This is a genomic window from Negativicutes bacterium, assembly GCA_021372785.1.
Lineage (GTDB): Bacteria > Bacillota > JAAYKD01 > JAAYKD01 > JAAYKD01 > JAJFTT01.
This window is the reverse complement of sequence record JAJFTT010000013.1, coordinates 1-12,267: the sequence shown is the minus strand read 5'-3', so window position 1 is coordinate 12,267 and position 12,267 is coordinate 1. Positions and strand designations below refer to the sequence as shown.

Below are 12,267 nucleotides of genomic sequence, written 5' to 3'. Positions count from 1 at the left end.
AATAATTATAACTACAATTCCCGGAAAAGTCAATTGTTTTTATGTCAAAATATAGTGTTTTTATGCAGAAACACAGCACTTTCCGAAGTTTCTACGAGTATAGCTGGTTGTAGTTATAAAGTTTAGGTGGGAGCGTAGGATCATATTACATTTTCATTGTAAATATTTTGCTATTTCCTGCCGGCGCTCAATAGGCATGCCGGATACTAGCAACTCCTCTGCTGCAAAACAATGCAATTGGGCGGTTTGCAGCAACAAGGTCAGCTCATAACCACTGACTTTCGCAGGAAACGCCCGGGCGACCGCATGCGGGATTTTATTCCTGGTCTGAGTCGGACTGAACCAAGCCAAATTGACCTTGTTGATTTTCATATTAAAATCCATTCCTTTTGCAGTGCTCAAGGCACAAATCGAGATGAAAAGGATGCAAACAGTTCCTTTTCACGCTACCATCCCTTTCGATTATTTTACCGAATCGGAAATCTGCCCAATAAGCAAATTCCTTGTTTTCAGGATGATCTATGCTATAATTGATCTGTTTCAGCGCAGCCATCCAACGAAAAACAAAGAGAAGGTATCATCTCTCCCTTTCAGCTGCATGCTTTGTCTGCTCCAGTACTTTTATCATTTGCAGACAAGGATTTGCCGCATCCCAAAGAGTCGGAAAGGTTTCCAACGGAGTAAAGCCCATCGCCAAATAAAAACTGCGCGTTCTGTCGTAACAGGCATTTTCTTTCATCGGATCCAGCGTTTTTACCTGCAAAAAACGGATCCCTTCTCTGCGGCAGCGGTTTTCCACGGCTGCCAGCAACTGACGTCCCACTCCCTGCCGATGATATTCCGGCAGGATTCCCAGCACAGTAAGTTCGGCAGCTTCAGGGAAATGTTGTTTTAAGGCAATGAAGCCAATCGGTTTTTCTTCGTCCCGCGCTACCCATAAATCCAAAACAGCACATTGCCTGACATTATTCGCTGTAGCTTCCGGAATACCAAACCAATCCGGCAGTTGATCAAGGATCTTTGCTGCAATCTCCATCTTTTCTGCACGTTCTGTCACTTGCAGTACTTCCAAACCGATTCATCCTTTCTTATCATTTTTGCTCATCAGGAGGTCACCCGATGCGCCTGCTTAAGCCGATTCTGCTGCCGGAGCTGTCTAGGCTGCTGCCTTTGACAGAAGCCCTGACCAAAGCCTGTCTCAGTGAAGAAGCTCTGACGGATGCTTTCTTTTTTCAGGAAGACTGGCCGAAAAACCTTTTTCATCAGATGAATGTGCAGGGCTGTCATTTTAAAAAGTGCAATTTTTCGGCTGTCTCGTTGCGAAAAGCATCTTTCCTGAATGTTATTTTTGAAAATTGTGATTTTTCCAATGCACGTTGGCCGGAATGCCGTTTTGAGCGGGTAGAATTCCGCAATTGCAAATTGCTGGGTGCCGATTTGACCGCCGGTCTTTGGCGGCACGTTTTAATGCAGGAAGTCAACGGGGACTACGCCAATTTCACAGAAGGTGATATTCAGACTCTCCTCTTCAGCCACTGTGAGTTTTCCAACGCTTCCATCAGCGACTGCACCTGGAAATCGCTGCAGTTTCAGCATTGTAACCTCACCGGCTGTGAGCTGCTGCACACTGCCTTAAAGGGACTCGATTTACGCAGCTGTCAGTTATCCGGCGTAAAGCTGGCTGGTCCGGAGTTACAGGGAGCCATCGTAACTTCTTTGCAGGCAGTCGAACTGGCACGTTTCTTAGGCATTGTGATCGAGGATAACCTCAGTAAGCTGCCGCCACGACAGTTGCCGGGTACGGTCCGGCCGCACGACAGCAGCGAATAACAGATTCATCATATTTCTCTCCAAAGACCCAATTTTAAGTTAAGTGTTTACCGATTTTTACGCTAGACACAAACATCCTGTCGAAATAGAATGAAATTAACTTGAGTTCCTTTTTAAAAAATCAAATCAGGGAGGTAAAAAAATGAAGTTACGTAAGATGTGGCTGAATATCAACGGCGCAAATCGGATGTTCCTTTGCGATCCGGAGAAAGATTCTCTTGCTGATATTCTGCGCAGAATGGGTCTCACCGGCGTGAAAGTCGGCTGCGGCACCGGTGTCTGCGGCTCCTGCTCGGTTGTTCTGGACGGTGAACTGATTCGTTCCTGTGTTCGTAAAATCAAAATGGTCAAAGAATACAGCAAAGTCATCACCATTGAAGGAATCGGTAGCCCCACTCATCTGCATCCTCTGCAGGTTGCCTGGATGAATTGCGGCGCGGTGCAGTGCGGTTTCTGCACCCCTGGCTTTATTGTCTCCTCTTATGCTCTCTTATTAAAGAACAGCAATCCCAGCCGGCAGGAAGTGCGCGATTGGTTCCAACAGCACCGCAACATCTGCCGCTGCACCGGTTATAAGCAGTTGGTGGACGCCGTGATCGCCGCTGCCAAAGTGATGCGCGGTGAGGCCGGCATCGAAGAAATAACCTTCCAGTTGCCCAGCGATAACGAATATTACGGCAAACCCCTGGTACGCCCCACTGCTCTGGCAAAAGTCTGCGGCTTAGCCGATTACGGCGATGATCAGGAGTTAAAAATGCCGGCGGAAAGTCTGCATGCCGTGATGGTCCAGCCGCGTTTGGCGCATCACGCTAAAATCTTAAAAATAGATTTTGAGGCAGCCGAGCAAATGCCCGGCGTCGTTAAGGTTATCACCGCCAAAGAGTTAAAAGCCGCCGGCGGTTCCAACGTCATGGCGGAAGGTCAGTTTCATGAGCGTACTACCGTTATGGTGCCCAGCCGCAAAGTTTTGTGTGAAGACAAAATCTATCGCTATGGCGATGTCGTGGCTCTGGTCGTGGCCGATACCAAAGATCATGCCCGCGCCGCCGCCGCTCAAGTAAAGGTTGAATTGGAAAAACTACCGGAATATTTGAGTTATCTCGATGCCGTCATGCCGGATGCCATGCGTATTCATGAGGATACGCCGAATATATTCGCCATGCAGCCCGTGCTCAAAGGGGCCGGCCTGGAGGATGCCACAAAAGTAGCCGAGCTGATTGATCATGCCGCTTACAGCGTGGAAGGCAGCTACTATTCCACCCGGGAACCTCATCTTTCCGTGGAAGGCGATACCGTTCAAGCTTACTTTGATGAAGATGACAACCTTACTTTCCAGTGCAAATCCCAGGGTGTTTATTCTTCCCTCGGCCGCATCGGTAATTCGCTCGGCGTACCCAAGTCGAAAATGCGGGTAATCATGAATCCGACCGGCGCCTCTTTTGGCTGGTCCACCAACGCCGGTGATCTGGTCTTGGCGGGTGCTGCCGCGGTGGTCACCAAAATGCCGGTTGCACTCTCCATGACTTATGAAGAACATCAGCATTTCAGCGGCAAACGCTGCCCCGCTTACTCCAACGGCCGCCTTGCCTGCGACAGCAACGGTAAAATCACGGCTGCCGAATTCGATTTTGGTATTGATCACGGCGCTTACTCCTGGGGCGGTGATGACTTGATGACCAAGCTGCCGCGTTTCGCTTATTTCCCCTATTATGTGCCCAATGTTGCGGGATTGGCGCGGATTGCCAACACCAATCATAATTTTGGCACCGCTTACCGCGGTTATGGTTCGCCTCAGGCCTACACACATTCCGAAGCGATGATGGATATGCTGGCTGCCAAAGCCGGTATTGATCCTTTTGAATTCCGCTGGCGCAACATTGCCCGCGAAGGTCAGACCAATACCAACAGTTATCCCTATCGGCAATATCCCATGGAAGCCATTATGAAAATGATGAAGCCTTACTACGACACAGCGGTGGCGGAAGCCAAAGCGGCCGACACAGCGGCCAAACGCCGCGGCGTTGGTTTATCCTGGGGTGGTTTCAATGTGACCGAAGGCGCTACCGACAAAGCCTCCGCCGCCATTGAAATCGCGCCGAATCAGATGTTCTATAAATACGACACCTATCAGGAATTGGGTCAGGGCGGCGATATCGGCTCCCTGATGCTGACGCTGGAATCTCTGAAACCGCTGGGCGTCAAGCCGGATCAAATCCGCTTGATTCAGAATGATACCAAAGAATGCCCCGACAGCGGCATGTCCGGCGCCAGCCGCACCCACTTCATGAGCGGCAATGCGACCCGGATCGCCGCCGAAAAACTGATCAAAGCCATGACCAAGCCGGACGGCACTTACCGCACCTACGAGGAAATGATTGCGGAAGGCATTCCCACCAAATACGAAGGCACCTACTCCAATACAAGCGTTGCCGGTCTCTGCCGTCTGGATCCCAATACCGGCATAGGGGATCCCAATCCGGCCTATACTTACTGCTTGAACCTGGCGGAAGTAGAAGTGGATACCGCCAGCGGCAAGACGACCGTTCTGCGTTTCACGGTTGTCGATGATGTCGGTAAAATCGGTAATATCGATGCGGTCAACGGACAGGCTTACGGCGGCATTTCTCATTCAATTGGCTTTGCCTTAAGCGAAAATTACGATGATGTGAAAAAACACACCAATCCCCTGACCAGCGGCGTGCCTTATATCAAGGATATCCCGGACGAGATCAAAATCATCCATTATGAACGTCCCGATGAAGTCGGACCTTTCGGCTCTTCCGGCGCATCCGAGGCTTATCAATCCGCCGGTCATGTTGCGGTCCTGAACGCCATCTATAACGCCTGCGGCGTTCGCATTTATGAAATGCCCGCTTTGCCTGACAAAGTCAAAGCCGGCCTCGACCTCTTAGCCGCCGGCGGCCAAATTACACCCAAAAAATACTTTCTCGGCTCCGATCTTTATGAAGAATTGGAAAACATCAAGGCCAATCCCGTTAAAGTCGGGAAAGTCGATCACTTTGTACCGCTTGGCGAGGGAGCCGAAAAATTCTTCTAGGCTGCCGAAACCGTTCCCCTTCCGAATTGTTGATCGGAAAAACCGTCGCTGCCGGATCCCGGCCGGCGGCGTTCGAAAACGGTTGTGTAACTCACTTCCGTTTCATCGCTTCTCAAAACACGAGGAGGGGATGATTCACAAAAGTGAATGATCCTCTCCTTTTTAGCAATCCAAAGGAGCAAAAATGCGTGATTTCAAAGAAACACTGAAAAATTGTCTGCGGGAAGAACCACCGTTTTGCTCATGCGCCTGTCCGTTCGGACTGGATGTGCGCGACTTGATCAGCCGCCTGCAACGCGGCAGTTTCAACAGCGCCTATCGTTTGTTCCAGAATACGGTCGGCTTTCCGGCTATCGTTGCCCAGGTCTGTCATCGTCCTTGCGCGGCTGCCTGTATCCGCAAAGAAAAAGACGAAGCGGTACTGCTGGGTAAATTGGAGCAGGCGGCGGTTGCCTACGCCGCCAATCGGCGGCCAAATCAGTATCAGCTGCCGGCGAAAGGCAAAAAAATCGCCATTATCGGTGCAGGACCTGGTGGTCTTGCCTGTGCACTGCGGCTGACCGCCCGCAAATACGAAGTTGTTCTCTATGAAAAGACCAATCGCATCGGCGGCTGTCTCTGGGATCTGCTGCTGCCGGAACAGTTTTTAGCCGAGTTCGAACTGCAATTGATGTATGAGCGCTATGAGCTCAAGCTGAATTGTGAAATCAACGATCTGGCGACGCTCACGGCCGATGCGATTTATATCGCAACCGGCCCGGAGGGGAATCGTTTTGGCTTCTGCGGTGCGGCAGGCGCCAGCCGGCAAGACGGTATTTTTCTCGGCGGCGGAGAACAGCCGGCCGATGCCATCGCCACCGGCTTGAGGATGGCCGGTGTAATCGAAGCGTACCTGAAAACCGGGCTGATGCGCCAACCCGAAACCAGGAAAACCACCCGGCTGGTCATGGATGCCGCAGCAATCCCCTTTGCGCCGCCGGCTGTCACCGACGGCCCCCTGACGCGAGACCAGGCGGTCCAAGAAGCCGGCCGCTGTCTGAAGTGTCAGTGCGATGCCTGTCTGAAGCACTGTGACCTGATGCGTTATTACGGCAAATCACCCGGCCGTATCGAGGAAGAGGTGGAGGTCACGATCCACCCCGGTACGCTGGATGGCAACGGCACCGTGGCTACTCGTCTGATCGCCAGCTGCAATCATTGCGACGTCTGTAAAAACGTCTGTCCTCAGGGTATCGACACCGGTGCTTTTCTCTTGCAAAGTCAGCGCAGCATGCAGGAAAAAGGCGCGATGCCCTGGCCTTTTCATGATTTCTGGCTGCGGGATCTGGAATTTTCCAACGGAGCGGACTGCGCTCTGGTTCGCCCGGCCGCACCGGGCGAGCGAAGCAGCTACTTCTTCTTTCCCGGCTGCCGTCTGGGCGGTTCGGATCCGCGCTATGTTACGGAGAGCTATCGCTATCTTTTAAGCGTGGAACCCGAAACGGCAATCTTCACCGGCTGCTGCGGGGCGCCAGCGCTTTGGGCCGGTGACCAGGCGCTCCTGCAGAGCACAATCGAACAAATCCGGCGGCAATGGCTTGATTTGGGCCGGCCGATCGCTGTCTTCGCCTGTGTCAGCTGCCGCAATATCTTTCGGCAGTTTCTGCCGGAGATCGAGAGCCGCATGCTCTATCAGGTGATGGAACAACACGGTTTTCAACCGCCGGTCACCGCCGCAGAAACAGCCCGGCTAGCGGTTTTTGATCCCTGTCAATCGGAGGACGATCCGGAATTGCACAGAGCGGTGCGTGTTTTGACAGAGAAAGCCGGCTGCCGGATCGCAGACGAAGCGGAACTGCCGCTCTGCTGCGGCTGGGGCGGACAGGTCTCTATTGCCAATCCGCCTTACTTTGCCCAAGTGGTGCGCGATCGTGCCGCCAGGAGCGAACTGCCGTATCTCACCTACTGTGCAAACTGCCGCGATGTTTTTGCCGGAGCGGGCAAACCTGCTTATCATCTGCTCGATCTGCTCTTTGCTCTCAACCGGCATACCGGCAGAGAAGCCGCTTATCGCAGAGCTCCCACAGCCAGCGAGAGCCGTCAAAACCGTCGGCTGCTGAAAAAAACACTCTTACACGAATTTTTTAAGGAGGAAGCACCCATGTCTGAAAACCGTCTGCCGCTCCGGCTTTCGCCCCAAACAGCGGAAAAATTGCAGCGTGATTTGATCTTACTGGAAGATGTCGAGGCTGTGATCCGTCACTGCGAAGCAAGCGGTGAAAAAGCGCTGGACGAGAGCGGTCTTTGCTTCGGACACCTGCAAATCGGACAGATGACATTTTGGGTCGCATACCGCCCCACAGCCGACGGCTTCTGCCTGGAAAATGCTTACTGCCACCGCATGAGCTTGGGCGGAGAATAGCGTGAAAAGGAACTGTTTGCATCCTTTTCATCTCGATTTGTGCCTTAGGCACTGCGAAAGGAATGGATTTTAAAATGTCAGAATCAACCGCCAGGAAACTGATCTGTTATCGCTGCAAGGTGGAACTGCAGCCGGAAAAAACGTATTTTCAGTATCTGGGACACAGCTTTTTTACCGATATTCCCAAATGCCCAGTCTGCGGTCTGGTTTACATCCCGGAGGAACTGGCGCGCGGGCGCATGGCGGAAGTGGAACAGGAATTGGAGGATAAATAATGGGCAAAGTGATCCGCCATACCTACAGTCTCTGCCCTGTTTGCCTGCGTTCTCTCCCGGCCGAGCAGGTGGAGGACGAACAGGGTGCAATTACCTTGCAAAAAACCTGTCCCCAACACGGTTTTTTTTCGGCGCCGATTTGGCGCAACCAGCTTGATCTCGAGAGTTGGCGCGGCAATTTGCCGGAACTGGAGCAAGCGCCTCCCTGCCCCACAGCCTGCGGGCTTTGCAGCGAGCATCTGCAGGGAACCTGCTGCGTTGTTTTGGAAGTGACCGGGCGCTGTAATCTGCACTGCCCTTTTTGTTTCGCCGCGGGTGGCGACGGCAGCGATGTTGCCTTAGCGGAATTGCTGGATGCCCTGCCAGGGCTCGCCGCCTTAAGTCAACCGCTGCTGCAGTTGTCCGGCGGAGAGCCAACCCTGCGCGACGACCTGCCGCAGATCATCGCCGCGGCCAAAAGCGCCGGCATTCGCTATCTCCAACTGAATACCAACGGCATTCGTTTGGCCGAGTCCCCCGCCTATCTGCATGCGCTTGCCGAAGCAGGTTTGTCTTTTGTTTTTTTACAATTCGACGGTCTGCAGGACAGTATTTATCAGCAATTGCGCGGTAAGCCGCTGCTGGACTTAAAACTTCGGGCAATCCAAAACTGTGCGGCGGAACAGATTGGCGTCACCCTGGTCCCGACTTTGGTACCGGGGGTGAACGTTGATGCCATCGGCAGCATCCTGCAGTTTGCTTTTGCCAACTCTCCGGCTGTCCGCGGCGTGCATTTTCAGCCCGTCAGTTATTTCGGCCGCATTCCGCAGCCGCCGCAGGCCGAAGACCGCCTGACTCTCGATACGTTGGTCGTAGAAATTGCACGGCAGACCGGCGGCAGAGTAGCGGTGAAGAATTTACTTCCCTCCCGCTGCGATCACCCGCTCTGCGGTTTCCACGGCGACTTCGTGATCGATGAAAATCAGCAGCCGACCGCCCTTTCCCAGGCAGCCTCCGGCTGCGGCTGCTCGGCCGCCAGGCCGGTGACTGCGGCGCAGAATCGCAATTTCGTTGTCCGGCGCTGGCTGCGGGAAAAGTCGGCTCTCTCAGACAGGGAAGCGCCGCAAACTATGAAAACGAGCTTGCTGCGCCCGCAGAACCCGGCAGCGTGTCCGCAGGACGCCAAGCCCGGAGATCGGCAGGACGCCAAGCCCGGAGATCTGCAGGATTTAAACTATTTTGCCCGACGTGTGCGTTCGCATGGCTTCACAATCTCCGCCATGGCCTTTCAGGATGCCGGTACAATCGATCTGGAACGTCTGCGGCGCTGCAGTCTGCATGTTTACGAGCAGGGCCGCTTAGTCCCCTTCTGCGCACACTACTTAACGCCATGGAACTAAGCGTCTGCCGTCCCGGCGGTTTGACCTTGACCCGTTGGGGTGTGGCGGCTTGCCAATTCCCGCCGGCAGCCAGTCTTTGTGATATCGGCTGCGGTACGGGAGCTACCGTTGCCTTGCTGAAAGAGTTAGGGTATCAGGCGATTGGGGTGGATTTGCTGCCTGCCGCCGGCGCTGTAGAAGCGGATGCCGCCGCTTTGCCTTTTGCGCACAGCAGCTTTGACGGTCTGCTGTTTGAATGCAGCTTCTCCAAAATCACCGCTCCGCAAACAGCCCTGGGCGAAGCCCGTCGTGTCTTAAAACCGGGCGGCAAGTTGCTGATCTCCGATTTTTACGCCCGCGGCCAAGCCGCCGATTTCTCCGGTGTGCTGGGCAGAATGGAAAGCCGCCCCACCCTGCTGCAGCGCTTCCAGGCCGCCGGTTTCGCGCTCCTCAGCTGGCAGGATCAGTCCGCAGAGCTGCCGCAATTCTGGGGACAATGGATTCTGGAGCGGGGCAGTCAGCAAATTTACGCCAAACTGGACCGAACGGCTTTGCGTCAGGCCAAATGCGGTTACTTTTTGGCAATCCTGGAGGCAAGCTCATGACCTTATCTTTTGTGGAAAGCTGGACGCTGCGGCATTGCCAAATTGCGGACTTCCGGGCGCTTGAGGCTTGGCAGCAGCAGATGCTGCAGCGGCAGATTCTTCAGGCGCAGCGTTCGGATTTTTATGCGCAGGGCATACCGCCCTTCACCACCGCCGACCAACTAGCCGCGGACCCGCAGCGCTTTCTCTGCATCCCGCCGCGGCAGGTAGCGCGCATCACCACGCTGCCGACTTCCGGCACCACCGGCAAACCCAAACGTCTCTTTTTTTCTCCGAAAGACTTGCGGCAGACCATCGAGTATTTTTCGGCAGGCATGCAGGAACTGATGCAGCCGGGTGAAACAGCCGCTCTCTTTCTGCCCGGCGCTACGCAGTACAGTGTGGGTGATTTACTGGAACGGGCGATTACGAACCTGGGCGGACAAGCCAAAGCGTATGGCTTTATTGCTGATCCGGCGGCGGCGGCGCTGGCTGCCAAAGGTGCGGATTGCCTGGCCGGTTATCCCATTCCCTTATTAGTCCTCAGCCGCGCCGCGCCGCAGCTGCGGCCCAAATCACTGCTGGTGACCGGCGATTACACGCCGGCCTGGCTGCTGCGTGAATTGGAGCAAACCTGGCATTGCCGGACGCATCCGCATTATGGTCTGACGGAAAGCGGTTTTGGCTGCGCGGTGCGCGGTCAAAACGGTCCCGGGTTGCAAATCTGTCACCCGTTCCTCCGGCTTGAAATCGCCGATCCCGACAGCGATCGCCTTTTAGCACCGGGTGAATGGGGTGAAATCGTGCTGACTACGCTGCAGCGTGAAGCCATGCCGCTGCTGCGTTACCGCACCGGTGATCGCGGCCGCCTGCTGCCGGATATCTATCCCTATCGCCTGGCTGAAGAACAAACGCGGCTGCGGCAGGAAAAGCTTTGGGGCTGGCTGACGGTGCATGAACTGGACCGAGCCGTCTTTTCTCTGCCAGAGGTAAAAAATTACCGGGCAGAACGCCAGCAGGATCATCTGCACCTCGTCCTCGACAGCTCACTCACTCCGCAGCAAATCCAGACACGGATTTTCGCTGCTCTGCAGCGCGAATTTTCAGTTGAAATCAGCTTCGGTAAGCCCGACTGTGAGAGCGCAAAACGCAGAATATTGTAAGGGGGGGATAAAATCACGCAACTTAAAAATTTCACTCCGACCGCCAAAGCAAACATCTGTTTTCACGGTAAAATCAGCCGCCGCACCTTCTTTACCGCCCAAGGCAAACGCAAAACCTTAGCTTTTTTTTACCGGGTGAAGACGAGTTCGCCGGCGCAGCCGCCAAATTGCGGCGGATTTTTGCGGCCGCAGTCGATATGCGCCCGGCCGGTGAAACGGGATACCGCCGGTTTGCCGCAAACAAATCTGGCTGCCGCCGCCGGTTCTCGTTTTCCATTAAAATGCCCAGTGTCTCAGATTACCGCTGGGCGGATCGGGGGTAAGCCATGAGTCTGCACTATGTCAATCAGCAACATGCCCTCGGTTTCAATTGCGCTCAAATCGTGCTGGCTGCCTTTGCCGAACCACTGGGTCTGGATACCGACACGGCGCGCCGCCTGGCAGCCGGATTCGGCGGCGGCCTCTATTGCGGTGAAGTTTGCGGCGCTTACGCCGCTGCCGTGATGGTGTTAGGCTTGCGTTACGGCAGCGCTGCCGATGCGCCGGCAGAGCGGAAAGCCCTATTGAAAGCAAAAGTTCAGCTGTTGCAGGCCTATTTCCTGGAAGAGTATCCCGGTCTTCGCTGCCTTGAAATTCTCGGCAGTACGCCTGCCGGGTTGCAGCCGGACGTGCGGCTGACGGAAGCCGGTTTACCGCAGGAAATTTGCCCCGCGATTATGGCTTTTGTGATTGACACGCTGCCGCAGCTGTTATAAACTAAAGGTGTGCTTTACCCGGCAGATAGACCTGCCGGGAAGCTTTTCGGCATCGTTATGTTTTACAATCTTATTCGACAGGAGGTTCTCTATGAAGACCGGAGCAGTCATTGTCGCCGCAGGCTTATCTTCCCGCATGAAATCATTCAAGCCCATGCTGCAGCTGGGTGGTTCCACCGTCATCAAGACCGCCATTGAAACGCTGAAAGCCGCCGGTGTCGATCCCATCGTGGTCGTTACCGGGCTGGAAGCGGAACGGCTGCAGCATCATCTTGCCCCGCTGAACGTTACCTGCCTCTATAATCCGGATTACCGCACGACGGATATGTTTTTTTCCGCTTGCCTTGGCATGCAATGGATCCAAGAACGCTGCGAACGCTTCTTTTTTCTGCCCGCCGATGTGCCGCTGTTCGCCAAACGCTCCTTGCTGACGATGATGGGCTTGATGGATTATTCCCACTGCGCCGTTCTGCTGCCCAGCCACAAAGGCCGTTCCGGACACCCGGTGCTGCTGCAGAATGGCATCATCAGCGACTTGCTGCAATCGAAAGGCGACGGCGGCTTGGGGGCTGCCCTGTCATCGCTCACATGCAGCAAAGAAACGATTGAACTGCCGGATCTGGGCATGACCCTGGATGCCGATCGGCCGGAAGATTATCAGCGCCTGAAACAATATGCCGCGGCGATGTCGCAAACCAATCCGGTCACTTGCAGCGTGCAGCTCTCTCTCAGCCGGCGGGAAGTATTTTTCCAGGATGACACCGCCGTCTTATTGGAAAAAGTTGCTTTGGCCGGTTCTTTGAGCGCCGCCTGCAAATTGTTGTCGATTTCTTACTCGTCCGG

11 protein-coding genes are annotated in these 12,267 nt (G+C 54.4%); 9 read left to right on the top strand and 2 right to left on the bottom strand.

The window, feature by feature from the left end; genetic code table 11:
• Window positions 1–153: 153 nt before the first annotated feature.
• Window positions 154–372 (bottom strand): hypothetical protein, encoded by a 219-nt coding sequence (locus LLG09_02035; protein MCE5195898.1) that lies wholly within the window; start codon window positions 370–372, stop codon window positions 154–156.
• A 205-nt stretch (window positions 373–577) separates the two neighbouring features.
• Window positions 578–1,072, bottom strand: a complete 495-nt coding sequence (locus tag LLG09_02030) for a GNAT family N-acetyltransferase (protein ID MCE5195897.1) — start codon at window positions 1,070–1,072, stop codon at window positions 578–580.
• 47 nt (window positions 1,073–1,119) lie between these two features.
• Between LLG09_02030 and LLG09_02025 the strand changes: the two genes are divergently transcribed.
• From LLG09_02025 to LLG09_01985, 9 genes are all read left to right on the top strand, one after another.
• Complete coding sequence (locus LLG09_02025) at window positions 1,120–1,830, top strand: pentapeptide repeat-containing protein (GenBank protein ID MCE5195896.1); 711 nt, start codon at window positions 1,120–1,122, stop codon at window positions 1,828–1,830.
• A 142-nt stretch (window positions 1,831–1,972) separates the two neighbouring features.
• On the top strand, window positions 1,973–4,888 hold the full coding sequence (locus tag LLG09_02020) for a molybdopterin-dependent oxidoreductase (GenBank protein MCE5195895.1): 2,916 nt from the start codon (window positions 1,973–1,975) through the stop codon (window positions 4,886–4,888).
• A 184-nt stretch (window positions 4,889–5,072) separates the two neighbouring features.
• Window positions 5,073–7,289 carry an NAD(P)-binding protein gene (locus tag LLG09_02015; protein ID MCE5195894.1) on the top strand — a complete coding sequence of 739 codons (2,217 nt, stop codon included), beginning with the start codon at window positions 5,073–5,075 and terminating at the stop codon, window positions 7,287–7,289.
• A 74-nt stretch (window positions 7,290–7,363) separates the two neighbouring features.
• A complete protein-coding gene (locus LLG09_02010) occupies window positions 7,364–7,564 on the top strand; it encodes a hypothetical protein (GenBank protein ID MCE5195893.1) in 201 nt (66 codons plus the stop codon).
• On the top strand, window positions 7,564–8,943 hold the full coding sequence (locus LLG09_02005) for a radical SAM protein (protein MCE5195892.1): 1,380 nt from the start codon (window positions 7,564–7,566) through the stop codon (window positions 8,941–8,943). The genes LLG09_02010 and LLG09_02005 overlap by 1 nt, the downstream gene beginning before the upstream one ends.
• A complete protein-coding gene (locus LLG09_02000; protein ID MCE5195891.1) occupies window positions 8,934–9,527 on the top strand; it encodes a class I SAM-dependent methyltransferase in 594 nt (197 codons plus the stop codon). The genes LLG09_02005 and LLG09_02000 overlap by 10 nt, the downstream gene beginning before the upstream one ends.
• Window positions 9,524–10,669 carry an AMP-binding protein gene (locus tag LLG09_01995; protein MCE5195890.1) on the top strand — a complete coding sequence of 382 codons (1,146 nt, stop codon included), beginning with the start codon at window positions 9,524–9,526 and terminating at the stop codon, window positions 10,667–10,669. The genes LLG09_02000 and LLG09_01995 overlap by 4 nt, the downstream gene beginning before the upstream one ends.
• A gap of 326 nt (window positions 10,670–10,995) precedes the next feature.
• Window positions 10,996–11,424, top strand: a complete 429-nt coding sequence (locus tag LLG09_01990; GenBank protein ID MCE5195889.1) for a C-GCAxxG-C-C family protein — start codon at window positions 10,996–10,998, stop codon at window positions 11,422–11,424.
• A 91-nt stretch (window positions 11,425–11,515) separates the two neighbouring features.
• Window positions 11,516–12,267: nucleotidyltransferase family protein (locus LLG09_01985; GenBank protein MCE5195888.1), on the top strand; the 752-nt coding region annotated here is incomplete at its 3' end.